Here is a 15,760-nt window from a genome sequence, read left to right on the forward strand (position 1 = left end):
GTCTCAGTTTATTACGTCGTATTATTCAGCGCCTGACTCATCAGTATCTGACTGAACTGGCTCTTCTTTTGGCTGGTTTTTACGAAGCTTCTCTGGATTGCGGATGGCTTTGTGCCTATCAGCAGCTGGCTCTTTAACCCACTTTGGCAAGGCGACGCCAGCTTCTTTCAATAACTTAACAACACGCGGTGTTGGCTGGGCACCATTGTCCAAATATTTCTGTGCTAATTCAGCCTGAATATTTGCTGCTTTAGTGTGTGGATTGTAGCTGCCGACATACGCGACCACGCGACCGCTTGATGGATGGCGCTGCGCCTCTTGTACTGCCAGGCGGTACACCGGATAACCCTTGCGACCCAACCGTTGCAAACGAATTGCTAGCATGTGTGATTTCTTCCTTTTCTTACAACTCTTTGATTAATGTATTACTCCTAGAGAGTGTACACTATTTCGCTATGTACGTCAATTCTGTCTTGAGTCTGCTATTGACTTTTTATGTCTATCTGTTGTAATATCCAAATATGCCACATGAACATATCCAACCAAGAGAAATCGATGATACAGATTTTATTATTTCGGGTCTGCTTGGCGAAGGCGGCTCAAAAACAGTATTTGACGCAATCATTAATGGAAAAAGAAGGGCGCTGGCGATACCGAATAGTATTGACGATCCCGATACACAGGCAGAGAAATGGAACAGTGTATTACAAGAACCCGAAAACGCGAAACTACTGTCTGAATTAGGACTTCTCACCATTCCAGAATACGAAATAATGGTTACTACTATAAACGGTCGGGAATTACCAGTACTAAGCATGACGCCATTTTCTGACCTTCCTTTTAAGGTCTTTGACGGCAAGGATGGAACACAGACATATACACACGGTCCACTTTCTCATATTGAACATTTTTCAGATATTTCTTCCTATATCACTGGTTTTGGCGCCGATATCGCCACGCTCACACAATCGGGAATCGTCCTGTCACGAGACAGCATATCGTTTGCCGCTTTGCCCGATGGATCAATGCGCTTATTCTTCTACGATTTACAGGGTATGACAATTAATGATGACTCGGTTAATAAAGATGAGCTTAGAGAGGATTATTCAAAACTAGTCGTCTATATGTTAGACAACATATTCGACTACCAGCAGTTGATGCGTTTTGAAGCGCAGGGCTACGATTTTCGTAAGCGCATGAATCTATCACAGAAACTTCAAGTAATCGCTAATTAACTTTTTATCATTCTTGACGCAAAGTGTATAATTTACCCAACAAAAGCCGTAGCCAACAGAGCAGAAAAAGAGGAACGCCATCTTGAGGCACCCGGTATTAATTGCCATCATGATCAATCCAGAGACGGAGCGATAGCAACAGTAATCTATTAAATGACTTAGCAAATAATCCCGCCACCCAAACATTCCTCGCCGTCATATATTACGGCTGACTGACCTGGGGCGACGGCGCGCTGCGGTTCAGACAGGGCAATCGTTATTTTCTCGCCATCATTATTATTCACACGTGTAACTTCCGCCTTGATCAATGGCGCTCGGTGTCGCACTCGGATGTGGTAGGTGCCGTCTTTTGGCGGCTGGTTAATCCAGTGAACGTCAGCCAGTGTCAATCCTTTCCGCCACAAATTATCATCATCAATTGAGCGGGACACGTAAACTTCATTCTTGGCCATATCTTTGCCGACGACATAGTACGGCAAGCCGCCACCAACATTCAAGCCGTGCCGCTGCCCCAAAGTGTAAAATATCGCCCCGCCGTGCCGGCCAACAATCGCGCCCGTTGGCTGATCAATGATATCGCCTGGTCTAGTCTCAACATATTCTGACAAAAACTCACGAATTCCCACTTGCCCAACAAAGCAAATCCCCATCGATTCTTTTTTACTGGCCGTCCACAAACCCCGCTCTTTGGCCATCTCGCGCACCTCAACCTTGGTAAAATCGCCGAGCGGGAACATAGTTTTCGCCAGCGCCTCGGACGTCACACGGTACAAAAAATAGGTTTGGTCTTTATTGTCGTCGTGCGCCCGAAGTAAGCGAGCAGCGTTGGGTAATGATGGCGCTTTGACGAACCCAGGCGTGAACGTTGATTCGTCCTGAATCGCCGAGGACTGTCTGAACGCAGTGAGTTCCGCAGGCGACAGTGACGGATCAACGTGAACACCATGGCGTGAGGCAACCGCGCCAGAACTACCCAACACTGCACCGTCTACTACATGTTCAGCTCGTGCATAATGCCCCGTCGCAATATACTCCGCACCCGCTGCCAACGACGCTTCCAAAAATAACTTAAACTTCACCTCTTGATTACACATTACATCAGGGTTTGGCGTCCGACCCGCTTGGTATTCGCGGATCATATAGTCAACGACATTTTGCTTGTACTCTTTCTGAAAATCAAACACTTGAAAATCAATTCCCAGCCCCACTGCCACGCGCTTGGCATCAGCCACATCTTCCGCCCATGGACAGTGCATACCCGGCAAATCCTCTGACCAATTTTTCATATAGACGCCAGTGACGTCGTTACCTTGCTCGACCAATAGCGCTGCCGCTACCGACGAATCAACGCCGCCTGACATACCGACGAATACCCGAGCCATCAGCGCGACACTCCCAGCGCAAATAAACCGATCCGCAGCAATTCGCCGACCGCCAGCCACCAGCCCCACGGTGTCAGCCACCACCATGCACTCCAATGCTTATCCTGCGCCGCCGGATGCGCCCGCAGTTCAACGTTCGGCAGTTGTGCTGAAAACTCGGCCAGTGCCCGCCGCATGTGATAGCCGCTGGTGACCAGAATGACACGCTTGATGCCACGCTGCGCTATGATGTTTGCCACTTCTTGGGCATTCTGCTTAGTGGTTTCTGAACGTTCATCCATCACCAAGGCCGCAGCTGACACACCCGCCGCTTCGGCTTGTTTTCTCATGGCGGCGGCGTTAGACGGGCCGGATTTATCGGCTGCAGCACCGGATAAGATAATAGTCGGCGCCCAGCCAGCTTGATATAATTTGACTGCCTCAGCCGTGCGCGCTTCCGTGTCACCGCCGCTGATGACAATGATGGCGCCCGCTTTTTGACATTGCCCCGAGCCCGGGCGTGGACAATCTTTCAAGTCATCCGGCGACAAATAATAGCTCAGGCCGACAATGACTGCGATCGCAATTAATACCAAGCCGATTAACCGATGAATCACTGCATCCTCGCCTTCTCGCGCCGCACCGCCCCAATGATTAACTCTGCCGCCTGACACACATTAGTCTCATCGTTCAACCGCCCCAACGTCAGCCGCAGACTACCATCAATCGCCGCATCACTTAGCCCAATCGCCGCCAAAACATGTGATCGCGTCCCCGAATTAGCCGCACAGGCACTACCCGTCGCCGCCAGCACGCCGCGCGCTTCCAATAAAAACACCAATCGTTCGGCGTCAACACCAGGAAATGAAATATTGAGGAAATTAACTAGCGATTTTTTCTGATCAGAAGAAATAATCATGTCAGGGAAAGCCGCTAATAGTTTTTTTGCTAACGTATCACGCAGTCCTCGCAGCCGTTTTACTTCACCGCTGCGACGCTTGGCGGCTAGTTCCAGCGCCGTCGCAAAACCGACCACGCCAGCCACATTTTCCGTGCCGCTGCGCAGACCCGCCTCCTGCCCGCCGCCGACAATGTTCGGCTGTAGCTTGACGCCCGGCCGCATCCATAGCAAACCAACCTGCTTCGGCCCATAAACTTTTGCCGCTGATAGCGTCAACAAATCAACACCCAGCCGTTTAATTTTCACATCCATCAGCGCTGCGGTCTGCGAGGCGTCGGTATGAAAAATGAGCGGCGTTGATTCGCCATTTTCTTGGCGCCTGACGCGCTCGAGCCTCACAACTTCCGCGATCTCTTCAACGGGCTGGATATACCCCAGCTCATGATTCGCCAGCGCGATGCTCATAAAACTAACGTCTGGCGTCAGCAGTTTTTTAACAGCCTGCGGATCGATGCGTCCATTGTTCATCGGTGGGATAAGCCGAACGTCAGAGCGCGCTTTTGCAGAATTGATAACCGAGCTATGCTCAATCGTCGAAACTAAACTCACGCCACCCGCCACGGTAAATGCCAAATTAATAGACTCCGTGGCGCCAGCTGTCATCACTAATTCATCCGCAGCCACACCCAGTACCCGGGCGATGCGCGACTTTGCCTCGCGGTAATCACGCTTGACGGTGACCGCCGGTGCATATGGACTGGATGGATTGAAAAACTTCTCGGAAAAATACGGCTGCATTGCTTCAATCACCAACGGATCCATTGGCGTAGCAGCAGCGTGATCAAGATATATCATAGAGGATTCCACACATACTATTATACCAAGCGGCCCTGATGGCGGCTACACCAACTGCCCAGTTTTCGGATCGCGATTATATAGCTGGCGCGCTACCCGTTCATGATACTCATTGACCGCCAGTACAAAATTTTGTAGCTCCTGGCCTTCGAGATAGTTATACTGATAGTTAGGCTGGATTTTCAAGATACCCTTCGGCTGCACCTCGTAGCGCGTCGTCAGCTCGTGGCGCTTGCCATCCTTGCTCATCACCTCTTCGTGCCAAATCCACGTCGTTTTATCGAGGTTAAAGAACGTCCGTCGGACGACGTGATCAGGCTTGTCACCAAAAATCGTTGCACCAATTTCACTCTCCAGCTGAATCAGCTCACGCTCAGTTAATTTTTTCAGCGGCCGGTCTTTACGAGTAAGTCGCAGCAGCGAGCGCGTCGATTTCGGAACCTTTGGCGCTGAGGCAGTGTGGACCGGCTTTGCCGATTGAGACGAGCGTGAAAGACGCGTGTTATCCGCCAAGACGAGACCAAGGGCTTTTTTGAGAATCGTTGGCATAAATCACCTCCTTTTAGGCTGCTCGTCTATAATTATTTCTATGATCCTTTGGCATGGTGTCAGACGCGCCGAGTGTTCTTGCTGTAGCTGCATTATAACCCACTCGATACGCCGCAATGCGCCCACCAATTGCTTCAACAGTTCGCAAACATTCTTCAACTAATTCTTCTAGCTTGCGCCGTTCCGCTAGCGATACCTTCGCCGGCTCGGCCGCACCAGCCACCACCTCGGCACTACCGCGCACCGCTGCTGCGGACAGACGCGGCGCCACTCGCTGTGATCGCTCTGGGTGTGCTTGCGTCGCCAAATCCAGCGCTTCGGCCCGCGCCTTTTGAATCGACATCATTTCTGTGATTGGTCTTGGCTGCTGATTCATTATCTCTCCACTGTTACAAGCCAAAAAGTGTTACCGTGTTATCGGTCGCTGCCTTTTCAAGGTCACGAAGCACTAGCTTGCGCTCCGCCGCCCAATACTGTGCCACCAACTCCACATATTCTGGCTTATTCAGCTTACCACGAAATGGCTTTGGTGTCAAGAACGGCGCGTCGGTTTCTAATAATAACCGCTCCAGCAGTATGGAGGCGAACAATTCTCGCTGCGTTTGGTCTTTAGTGAACGTGCTAATGCCATTCAAACCAACGTAGAGTCCGCGGGCAAACCCCTTCTCCAAATTGAGGCGCGTATCAGTAAAACTGTGCAGCACGCCGCGCAGGCCATGAAAATTATCAAAAATTGGCCAAAAATCATCCCACACCGACGGCTGGTCAGGCGCACCATCACGAACATGAAAACTAACCGGCAGGCTATAATCCACAGCCAACTGCAGCTGCGCCTCCAGTGCCTGAATCTGCACATCGCGCGGGCTGTGATTGTAATAATAATCAAGGCCAATCTCGCCAATCGCTACAATTGGTGAATTCTCCGTCTTGGCTTTCAGTAGCCGCTCAACGTCGCCCCAGCCATCTTTACTGTCATGCGGATGAACGCCAACTGCCGCCCAAGTATAGTCGTGATTCGCAGCAAATTCCACTGCCTGTTGGCTGCTGCGCTCGTCAGTGCCAACACAAATCATGCCAATGCCCGCTGCGATTGACTGCTGGTATAGCTCCTCGCGATTGTCATTGAAAAACTCGGTGTCATGCAGATGACAGTGCGAATCGATCAAGCGTAAATCTATTGCCGCATTATTGTTTGTCGCCGGAGTCATGACTATTTTCCTTGGGTTTCTACTTTTGGCGCGCGCGGATCGGCTGTGTGCAGGTATTTACGCGGAAACAGTGGGGTCAGCCGCGATGGCACAACGCCGCTGGCGAACATGTCGTGAATTTTCTCGGCAGTTTGCGGCATAAATGGGCGCAGCATGTCAGACACTTGCAGCAACGTACCACAAGCATACGCCAAAATCTCGCCCAAATGTGCTTCCGCTTCTGGGTCCTTAGCGCGCTTTTTGGCAACCTGCCACGGCTGGACACGCTCAATGTACTGATTTAGCGCACGGATAATTTGCCAAATTTCATCCATGGCTTGGTTGAAAGCAAAGCTCTCCATGAAGTGGCGGTATGGGCCCATGTCGTGTTCGGCCTGCGGCGCATCGCCGATGACGCCTGCCTGATACGACTGCACCATCTTGGCCACCCGCTGCACCAAATTACCGAGATCATTACCCAATTCGCCGTTATAGGCCGCTTCAAATTTCTCCCACGTAAAGTCGCCGTCATCCTGAGTTGGCACGTGACGCAGGAAATAATAGCGAAAGGCTTCAACGCCATAGTGCGGGATGATATCAGCTGGACCGACACCATTACCGAGGCTCTTACTCATCTTGGCGCCGCCAACGTTGATAAATCCATGTACCAACAGCACTTTCGGCAGTGGTAAATCCAGCGCCATTAACATCGCCGGCCAAATCCCAGCGTGGAAGCGAAGGATATCCTTGCCAATCACCTGCACATTTGCTGGCCAAAACGCCTGCCATTCCTCTGGGCGATCAGGATAGCCGATAACTGTGATGTAATTACTCAGCGCATCCAACCAAACGTACATCACCTGCGTATCATCGCCCGGCACTGGCACACCCCAGCTCAAATTCTTTCGCGGGCGCGAAATTGACACGTCTTTCAGGCCATCTTTCATCAATTCCAAAAACTCTTTTTTACGAAATTCTGGCACAATTTTCATTTTGCCCGACTCAATGGACTGGCGAATGTTCTCCGAAAATGCACTGGTCTTAAAATAATAATTTTCCTCACTCAACCGCTGATATGGTGACTGATGATCAGGACAAATGCCATTATTTTCAGCTGCTTCCTTGTCGGTGACGAATGCCTCACAACCTTGGCAGTACCAGCCCTCGTATGTGCTTTTGTAGATGTAGCCAGCCGCAGCAAGTTTTCGCCAAATGTATTGCACCGCGCCAACATGATGCGGATCAGTCGTGCGGATAAAATCCGTCGCTGAAATATTCAGCTCAGCGATCATGTTTTGGAAATTGCCGTGCATTTGGTCAACATAGGCCTGCGGTGTTTGGTTTTGACTGGCAGCTTTGGCAGCAATTTTATTGCCGTGTTCATCCACGCCCGTCTGGAAACGCACCTCGCGGCCATTTTGTCGCTGATACCGCGCCCACACGTCCGCCAACATGTAGTCCATGGCGTGCCCAATGTGTGGCAAACCGTTGACATAAGGAATAGCAGTAGTGATGTAGGCGTGTTGTTTAGTCATGCTACTCATTGTATCATTATCTGGAACAATTTTCACCGATATGCGTTCGCCGAGGGCTCATCCACGCATCATTGCTACCACTGCAATTCGCCCCGCCGTATCGCCCGATGAGTGCGAAAAATAATTTGGATTGTCCGCCGTATCAATTGGCGAAATGAAAATGTTATCGCCAGGCACGCCAGCCTGGATGGCTAGCGAACGATTAAAACCTTGCATGTCCAGATAAATCCCGTCAGCTGTTTGACGGCAGAAATTTTGCCAATTCGTATCATTTGTATGATCAAAATAATCCATACAATAATTTTTCTGCGTGATGCTTGGCGACATCCAAATTTGTAAATCTTTTGCCTGGCTGTCGCGCCTGGCAAAATACTGAATTGCCCTTGTCATCAACTGCGCAACCGTCGAATGCCGACCCAAATGCACCAACATCAGCGCCCGACGCTTTGGATCATAAATGACGGTGGCGATACAGTCCGCCACTGGCAAGAATAAACCGACACCAACCGCTTCGGTATAGAGCGCATCAGTAAAAATCCCCTCACTGTTATGTCGAGTCGTGTCAGCTTCAGTAACATCAGCAATGGTATCAAACGTTTGTCCTTGGTCATATGAAATCACGTGATAGACAACGTCGTCGTAATTAATGCCAATTTGATCGCAAAACCGCCGCCGATTATTCACTATCTCAGCTACGTGGCGACCGCGAATACGGTTGAGCATAGTGCCATCATCTTTCGACGAAACCGCGACCAACAGGTCAGAAGGAAAACAAGTAGGCTGATCTGCCGCAATCATTATGCCCGCCACTCTTTCAGTAGCCGCTGCCAGTCCGCAATCGCTAAATCTTCGGCACGAGCATCAGGTGAAATGTTAGCCTTTTTTAGTAACTGCTCGGCGCTAGCTTTACTGACGCCCAGTCCGCCGCTCAGACTAGAACGCAATTTTTTACGCTTAGCCGAAAAACCAGCTTTGACGACACGGAAAAAATCTTTTTGGTCTTCAGCGGCAACTAGCGGTTCATCGCGAGTCTTAAGTACTACTACCTGTGAATCAACTTTTGGCGGCGGCGTGAAAAATTGCCGCGGTACTTCAATATCGAGTTCTGCCTCAGCAAATAGCTGCGCGCTAACCGCCAAAATACTCATTTCACCAGGCTCCGCCGCGATACGCTCAGCGACTTCTTTTTGTACCAGTAGCACCGCCAAACGTGGTTTATTTTCCGCCGTCATCAACTTTTCAACAATTTTACTGGTGATATAGTATGGCACATTGGCAACTACTTTATAGCCCTTCGGCAGCTGATTCAAATCAAACTGCAAAATATCTTCATTGATTACTTCCAGGTTTTTACCAGGAAACTGCCCCGGCAATTTGCGCGCCAAATCCACGTCAAATTCTACCGCCACCACGCGCCCGGCTCGCGCCAACAACCGGCTGGTCAACGTACCAAGCCCCGGCCCAATTTCCAACACCACATCACTCTTGCCAAGTTCCGCCGCCTCGGCGATCTCCGCCAAAATCTCCGGGTCACGCAGCCAATGCTGACCTAATTCTTTTTTCGGCCCACGAGTTGACGCCATCTAGCGACCATCTCCGTTTGTCCAATCAGTCGCCAGGTCAAATCCATGTGGATGCCGAGCCGCAAAACCGCCAGTATCATACACTTTGCCAGGCCCCATGCTGGTTTCCACCACCGAACAGCGCGGATAGTTACCATAATTTGCCGCTACTAAAATATAGCCATCTTTATCCACCTTGGCACCGTCCGCCCGTACTGTGTAGCCACCGCCGCCGCACGCATTAATGACAACATTCATCGGCAGGTCATAGTAAGTTTCGCGGTGCGCCACGCCGCGTGAATCAGTAAAGATATGCGCACCCTTTGACTTCGTCAGTGGATTTTTGGGCTTGGTGCCGATCACTTCGATTTGCTTTTTGGGCTGTTTGCTGATACGGCTACTTATTTCCTTACGACTGATCTCAACACCGCGCTCTGCCTGGACCTGGTAGGTCACGGTACGAATACCCTTTTCGCCCAGCTGCTTAATTTCCTTGAAACCAATCGGTTGATTCGCATCCTTGATCTGCTCCACAGGAAAGTCAATGTCAACCTCCTCGGTCACTGTTCGCAGCGGCGCGCGGGTAATGTTCATCAGCACGTTTGTCCCATCCAGCAACATATTATCGCTCGTCATAAATTCAACCCTATCCTCGACATATAGCGTGATTCCCGCCGCTTTGGCGATTCGCTGCGGCGTCTGCTCCGCTGTGGTAATATGTGAGCGCCGCGAACCATCAATGACCATTACCGGCCGAGCCCGAAAAATTGTCACCGTAAATGTTGTTCCTGTCAGCTCCATATCAATGTCTGGCTTAACAACGTCACGCCGCTCATCAACCGTTACCCGCGCCAGCTGCAATGCTTGGCGTACCGTACGCGCTCTGGTCATGATCGTCTGTTCGTGGCCACGGTCACGAATCGTTACCAGCCGCTCCGCTGACGACTGGGCATGGTTATCTTGTGCCTGGACAGACTGCGATACCAGCAAGCCAACCGCACCGGCCACGAAAGCCATGAAGCAGCCCAGCAGAACAACCGGCCGCCAGCCTTTCTCTATGTGCCATTTCCACCATTTCATCATTCTGCTCTAGTACCTAATTAACGGACGTATTATAACATATTTATCTAATAATTACTAGTACCACCCTCTGGCCTTGCTGTGCGCCACCGCTTTTTCCCATGAACCATATCGCCCCATGACGTAACCATGCATCCAATTTAGCGAATCGACTGGGTTGAGCGGATTTCCTGGTACTTTACTACATGGCAACGCTTGTGCGAGACCGCAGGCACCGCTCTGGTTGCGAGCATTGGGATTCCAACCGCTCTCTTTCTGCACCAGCCACTCGGCATAACCCCATTGGTCACGCGGGATATTTGACGAAGATAACCATTGATCTTTATTACCACCACCAGTATACGGCATGGCGGCATTCTTTGTGCCGATGATTTCAACTTGTTTTTTAGGCTGTTTTATTACTTGGCTAGCAATCTCCCGACGGCTCACCTCCTTGCCATTTTGCACCTCAATCTCATAGGTCACGGTTCGCCGGCCCTTTTCGCCGGCCTCTTTCACCTCCTTGTGACCCGTCTCGCGATTGGCATCCCGCACTGTCTCGACCGGAAAAGCGACATCTTCATCAGTGGTAATTGTCTGCTTACCGTTACGCCAAACATCCAGCCGCATACCACTGGTAATCGGCGCCTCGAGCGGCAGTGATACGGTGTCGTTGCTGGCCAGCTGGACACGCTTTTCCTTGAGTAGCGCGCCGACGGTTTTCGCGTGGGTGCGTACTTCAGCCAGTGACCCGTAGAGATTGAGCTGCAGTGGCGTGGCCCGCTTGATGGTCAAGACTGCATTCGTGCCGCTAGCAACCACGTTTTCGGCGGCATGAATATCGACGATGTCCTCGCTATAGAGTTTGATCCCCGCCGCTTTGGCAATCGCCGCCGGGGTTTGCTCCGCCGTAGTTAGCCGAATACGCGCCTGGCCATCGACTACCGTTACCGGCCGAGCCCGAAAAATATTAACGTTATATGAACTAGCGACCAGCTCTTCATTAAGTGCCGGCTCTACTACATCTCGCCGCTCGTCAACCTCAATCCGCGCCGCCTTCAGTGCCTCGCGCACCGTTTTTGCCCGAGTGATAATCGTTTTCTCGACTCCCTTATCATAGACACTCATCAGACGCTGGCCGTCGCTCCGTGATGGACGCTCGGTACCCTGCGCCAGTGCAGCATCCGCCAGCTGGATCAATGTCACTCCAAGCACCAGCAAACCGATCAATAGAAAAATCTTCTTTGAGTGGTAGCGAATAGATAAACTCTTTTCCATAATCTCGCTCGTGGACAATACCACAAACTGCTATGCATTATATCAAATTTTCTCTAATCTGGCGAATTCTACATTAAGCTTTTTCGTATTACCATCAGCAAATTGCACCGTCACCGCCATCCCGTCAACATCCACCACCTCACCCGCACCAAATTGTGGGCTTCGCACCCGCTCACCAACCTCGAGACCTATGTCATCAGTATAAAACACATCACCAGCTGGCGGCGCGGCAGGTACATCCAGACCGCCGCTCATCAGCCCCATCTCATCGAGAAATCGCGACGGCAGATTATAGCCGATCTGACCGAACTGTGTCCGTGAACTAGCACAAGTCACAAACAGCGCCTCTCGGGCCCGCGTAATCCCCACATAACAGAGGCGGCGCTCCTCCTCAACGTCATCCGCTTTACCGCTGTCAAATACCCGTGCGTGCGGCAAGATTCCTTCCTCCAAGCCAGTCATAAACACCACCGGAAACTCCAGACCCTTCGCAGCGTGTAGCGTCATCAAGGTGACCTGCTGGTCTGCTTGGCTATCACTTGATGACATCAGCGCCATGTCTTCGAGGAATGTCGATACATCAGCATAGGCGCGCGCCTCAGCCACCAAAACACCGAGGTTCTCCAGCCGCTCTTCGGCCTGCACACTGCCGTCATTCACTGCCTCGCCGTAGCCGGTCTGCTCAATAATTTGTTCAATCACCTCAGCCGGCGCACTGTCAAGTAATTGTTGTAATTTTTGCAGCAATTGACCAAACGCCCGCAGTGGCTGCTTGGCGCGAGCGCTCAACCCCGAGGCCTCATCAACCGCCACCAGCCCCTCAATAATATTCCGGCCCGACTGATCATTCCAGTCGAGAAATTTCGCCACACTCACCGCGCCGATGCCACGCTTTGGCAGGTTAACGATCCGCGCGAAGCTAACGCGGTCACTGGGTTGATATAGCAACCTGAGATAAGCCAGCACATCCTTGACGACTGCTCGATCCAGAAACCGCAGACCACCCACAATCTTGTAGGGGATGTGCCGTTGACGCAGTGCGCGCTCTATGGCGTAGCTCTGGGCGTTGGTGCGGTACAGTACCGCTATGTCGCTATAGGCTCGGCCCATCCTGGCCTGGCGATGAATTTCGTCAGCCACTGCCTGTGCCTCCTCGGCCTCGCTGTACAGTCGCCATAATTGCGGTGTCATCCCGCCAACTGCTTCTGTCCACAGGCTCTTGTCGGTGCGCTGGGTGTTATGTTGGATTAAGTTATTTGCCACCGTTAAAATCGCGCCCGTTGAACGGTAATTTTGCTCTAGTTTAATCACTGCCGCGCCCGGAAAGTCACGCTCAAAATGAAGAATATTGGTATAATCCGCGCCGCGAAAACTATAAATTGATTGCGCATCATCACCGACCACACAGAGGTTGTGCTTTGGGCCAACCAGTAACTTGATCAACGCGTACTGCACCACATTGGTATCCTGATACTCATCGACGAGAATGTGGCGAAATTGCTGCTGCCATTTGTGGCGGATGTCAGGCGAGGAGCGCAGTAGCTCCACCGCCTTAAGCAATAAATCATCAAAATCGAGCGCCCCAGCCCGGTGCATAGCGGCCTCGTACGCAGCAAATAATTCGGCCATTTGCTGTTTGACGGGGCCAACCGCCTGCAGCATATACTCATCGGGTGAAAGCATGTCATTTTTTGCCGCAGAAATTGCCGCAGCGATGTGGCGCGGCTTGATGTCGTGATCCGTCAGCCCACGCGATCTCATCAACTGCTTGATCAGACCCAGCCGATCATCTTCATCATAAATAATAAAATTACGGTTAAGGCCAATTGACATCCCGTCTATCCTCAGTAGCCGCACACACATACTATGAAATGTCCCCATCCACGGCATGAAGCGTCGATCCGAGGCGTCTTCGCCCAGCATATCAGCCAAGCGCTGACGCATCTCTCGAGCAGCCTTGTTGGTGAAGGTCACCGCTAAGATGCGGCTGGGAAAAATCCCTCGCTGGCTAATCAGATAGGCGATGCGATGCGTTAAGGTTTTTGTCTTACCACTCCCCGCTCCCGCTAAAATAAGCAGCGGCCCGCCATCATGCTGGACGGCTCGCCGCTGTTCGGGGTTGAGTTCAGATAGGATGTCCATTACTTATAGTATAGCAGGAAAAAGTACGCCGCTGCACCGCCGCCAACGCCGATAAGGGCAAAAAGAATGATCAATAGAATCGTCCCGATGCCGGATTTTTTCTTATCAGGCTGGAGCGCCTCCCCGGTGGCTGGCTGGCTGGCTGCCGCATCAAACATCGGCTCTGGATCTGGTGCGATCTCGTCACCAGCGGTGTATTGCTGAGGAATATCGCCCGGAGTGTGCGGTCGACGTGGCGTCTCATCATCAGCTATCTCAGCGTCACTCTCGTCCATCGACTCGATCGCCATGAGTTCACTGTCTAGTTCTGATGTATCAGCGACGGACTGCTTGGACGAAACGTCTACCGAGGAAGCATCTGCGTCGAGCTGCTCCCCGACCTCGCCGGCCTCAATTTCATCAATAGTTGCTTCGAGGCTCGTACGATCAGCGGTGATGTCAGTATCAGCCACCTCATCATAGTGTTCTGCTACTTCGTCTCCGGCTTCCGCATCCGTCACCAGATGATCATCATCAGCCATCAGCTCATCCATGGTTAACCCTTCACTATCAGCTGCCTTAGCCGGAGCGTCCTCTGCCAGTAAGCCTTCCTCGATAAAGGCACTGTCAGTACTGGCCTCAGCCTCACTGGCCATCGATTCATAATCAGGTACGTCCTTGGTATTGAGCGACACATTGTCTGACGTCAGACCTTCGGCCACATGCGATGGATCGGGCTGCAGAACGAGGCGTGGTGGTCGACGCTTAATCTCGCGATCAGCTGCCGATGAGCGAGCAGTGTTATCATCCGCCATCATGTCACTTGACGCGTCCTCAGCATGTTCAGTCATGTTAACGCCCCGCTGGCCGTCATTACCAGTCCGACCGGAGAGATACGAGCCAGTCGGCTGCAGCGTCACGCCAGTGCGCGGCTGATGAATACCGTGTCCACGCATGACAGACGACGGATGCACAACGTCCATAAAGCGACCAGACGGTCGACGCGAAATAGCTGGTGATGGAGCAACGGCCGGCTCGTCATCATGTTTTGTATCTAAAGAATCATCAGTTGGTTTCGCTGCTGACGTATCGGTCACTTTATCCTGCGGTGCGTCTGAGGCAGCCTGGTCATCCGCCTTTTTAGCTGGTGTTTTGATATCTGGAAATACCACGGCTGGTTTAGTCTCTGAGGCGGCGTGCGGAAATCCATTGGCTTCCGTCGACGGTGAAGCCGTCTCCCTGGTGGATGATTCTTGTAGTGAGGTCGGCGGCTCGCCCTGTGACTCACTGTGTGGCTCGTCATCACTAGACTCCGGGGTTGTTGACCGGGTCGGCGGTTCTGGTATCGAAGTAGGCGACGGCGGGACAGGCGACGAGGTTGTCTTGAACGACGGTATCGGCTCGAGCGTCAGCTTCGAGACAGGCTTTGGCGCTGGCTTTGTAACAGAAATCGGGACAGCAGTCGGCGCCGGTGTTGCTGCAGCCGCTGGCGGCGCACTTGGAGTGTTTGATGAGGCTGATGATTGTGTTGTCTTGGCCGGGGCTGGTGGCTTGCTCGTATCGGTACTTGTTGACTCGGATGCGGGTACGGTTGCCATGGCTGAAGTTGGAGATGCAGGCGCAGACACGGGCGTCGACAGCGGTGCTGGCGTCGCTGTCGGTGCAGTGGTCGGCAACGGAGGCGTTAGCGGCTTGATGGTCAATGGCGGAATCGGCGTTGATGGCGTGGTGGCAGGCGACGGTGGGGCTGACGGAGCAGGGGCTGCTGGTGCTACCGACGAAGACGGTGACGTAAGTGGCGACGGCGGCGTTGATGTTGGTTCAGACTTCTCAATCGGCTGCGGTGCGGTAGCCACTGGCGCGCTCGGTGGCGTTGATAATGACACCGCAGGTTGCGGCGCAACTGGCTTGGGTTGAGGGCTTAGCGGCGCGACCGGAGGTGTCGCTGGTTCAGGCTGAGAAGCGGGGGTGCTAGATTGAACAGATTCAGGCGACGACGCCTTCACCGTATTTTCAGCAGTACTAGCCGCGGGTGCCGTCGACGTCGCCACGTCCGTATCAACACCGGCCGCCTGCTGAGCCGCTTCTTTCTCTGCCCGTTTCTGCATCAGTGACGT

General features: G+C 52.2%; 16 protein-coding genes. 2 read left to right on the plus strand and 14 right to left on the minus strand.

The genetic code is table 11. The annotated features are described in order from the left end of the window. Nucleotides 1-21: 21 nt before the first annotated feature. On the minus strand, nucleotides 22-384 hold the full coding sequence (rpsP, locus tag NLML1_RS02775; protein ID WP_138077224.1) for a 30S ribosomal protein S16: 363 nt from the start codon (nucleotides 382-384) through the stop codon (nucleotides 22-24). A 137-nt stretch (nucleotides 385-521) separates the two neighbouring features. Between rpsP and NLML1_RS02780 the strand changes: the two genes are divergently transcribed. Then, nucleotides 522-1,235 (plus strand): hypothetical protein, encoded by a 714-nt coding sequence (locus NLML1_RS02780; RefSeq protein WP_285441297.1) that lies wholly within the window; start codon nucleotides 522-524, stop codon nucleotides 1,233-1,235. Between the two features lie 158 nt (nucleotides 1,236-1,393). Here NLML1_RS02780 and NLML1_RS02785 read toward each other — a convergent pair whose 3' ends face one another. Genes NLML1_RS02785 through NLML1_RS02845 form a run of 13 tightly spaced genes read right to left on the minus strand, consistent with a single transcriptional unit; the run spans nucleotide 1,394 to nucleotide 14,815 of the window. Further along, on the minus strand, nucleotides 1,394-2,617 hold the full coding sequence (locus NLML1_RS02785; RefSeq protein WP_353961982.1) for an MnmA/TRMU family protein: 1,224 nt from the start codon (nucleotides 2,615-2,617) through the stop codon (nucleotides 1,394-1,396). Beyond that, a complete protein-coding gene (locus NLML1_RS02790; RefSeq protein ID WP_162454586.1) occupies nucleotides 2,617-3,213 on the minus strand; it encodes a YdcF family protein in 597 nt (198 codons plus the stop codon). The genes NLML1_RS02785 and NLML1_RS02790 overlap by 1 nt, the downstream gene beginning before the upstream one ends. Then, nucleotides 3,210-4,364 carry a cysteine desulfurase family protein gene (locus NLML1_RS02795; RefSeq protein WP_285441299.1) on the minus strand — a complete coding sequence of 385 codons (1,155 nt, stop codon included), beginning with the start codon at nucleotides 4,362-4,364 and terminating at the stop codon, nucleotides 3,210-3,212. Before NLML1_RS02795 ends, NLML1_RS02790 begins: the two co-directional genes overlap by 4 nt. Nucleotides 4,365-4,397: 33 nt before the next feature. Further along, entirely contained in the window at nucleotides 4,398-4,901 is a 504-nt protein-coding gene (locus NLML1_RS02800; RefSeq protein ID WP_285441300.1) for a hypothetical protein, read from the minus strand. A 13-nt stretch (nucleotides 4,902-4,914) separates the two neighbouring features. Further along, nucleotides 4,915-5,277, minus strand: a complete 363-nt coding sequence (locus NLML1_RS02805) for a hypothetical protein (RefSeq protein WP_285441301.1) — start codon at nucleotides 5,275-5,277, stop codon at nucleotides 4,915-4,917. A 13-nt stretch (nucleotides 5,278-5,290) separates the two neighbouring features. Next, complete coding sequence (locus NLML1_RS02810) at nucleotides 5,291-6,109, minus strand: TatD family hydrolase (protein ID WP_285441302.1); 819 nt, start codon at nucleotides 6,107-6,109, stop codon at nucleotides 5,291-5,293. A 2-nt stretch (nucleotides 6,110-6,111) separates the two neighbouring features. Beyond that, nucleotides 6,112-7,623: a methionine--tRNA ligase gene (locus tag NLML1_RS02815; RefSeq protein ID WP_285441303.1), complete on the minus strand. Its 1,512-nt coding sequence runs from the start codon at nucleotides 7,621-7,623 to the stop codon at nucleotides 6,112-6,114. A 57-nt stretch (nucleotides 7,624-7,680) separates the two neighbouring features. After that, on the minus strand, nucleotides 7,681-8,421 hold the full coding sequence (locus NLML1_RS02820; protein WP_285441304.1) for a purine nucleoside phosphorylase YfiH/LACC1 family protein: 741 nt from the start codon (nucleotides 8,419-8,421) through the stop codon (nucleotides 7,681-7,683). Next, nucleotides 8,421-9,206 (minus strand): 16S rRNA (adenine(1518)-N(6)/adenine(1519)-N(6))-dimethyltransferase RsmA, encoded by a 786-nt coding sequence (gene rsmA / locus NLML1_RS02825; protein WP_285441305.1) that lies wholly within the window; start codon nucleotides 9,204-9,206, stop codon nucleotides 8,421-8,423. Before rsmA ends, NLML1_RS02820 begins: the two co-directional genes overlap by 1 nt. Beyond that, entirely contained in the window at nucleotides 9,207-10,265 is a 1,059-nt protein-coding gene (locus NLML1_RS02830; protein WP_285441306.1) for a resuscitation-promoting factor, read from the minus strand. A gap of 57 nt (nucleotides 10,266-10,322) precedes the next feature. Next, a complete protein-coding gene (locus NLML1_RS02835) occupies nucleotides 10,323-11,522 on the minus strand; it encodes a resuscitation-promoting factor (protein WP_285441307.1) in 1,200 nt (399 codons plus the stop codon). A gap of 42 nt (nucleotides 11,523-11,564) precedes the next feature. Beyond that, on the minus strand, nucleotides 11,565-13,664 hold the full coding sequence (locus NLML1_RS02840; RefSeq protein ID WP_285441308.1) for an ATP-dependent helicase: 2,100 nt from the start codon (nucleotides 13,662-13,664) through the stop codon (nucleotides 11,565-11,567). Next, nucleotides 13,664-14,815 (minus strand): hypothetical protein, encoded by a 1,152-nt coding sequence (locus NLML1_RS02845; protein WP_285441309.1) that lies wholly within the window; start codon nucleotides 14,813-14,815, stop codon nucleotides 13,664-13,666. Before NLML1_RS02845 ends, NLML1_RS02840 begins: the two co-directional genes overlap by 1 nt. Nucleotides 14,816-14,885: 70 nt before the next feature. Here NLML1_RS02845 and NLML1_RS02850 point away from each other — a divergent pair, with 70 nt between their 5' ends. Further along, the gene (locus tag NLML1_RS02850) at nucleotides 14,886-15,560 is read left to right on the plus strand and encodes a hypothetical protein (RefSeq protein ID WP_285441310.1); all 675 of its coding nucleotides are present in this window, start codon (nucleotides 14,886-14,888) and stop codon (nucleotides 15,558-15,560) included. The last annotated feature ends 200 nt before the right edge of the window (nucleotides 15,561-15,760 follow it).

The organism is Candidatus Nanosynbacter lyticus, assembly GCF_030253515.1.
In the GTDB taxonomy this organism is placed as follows: domain Bacteria; phylum Patescibacteriota; class Saccharimonadia; order Saccharimonadales; family Saccharimonadaceae; genus Nanosynbacter; species Nanosynbacter lyticus_A.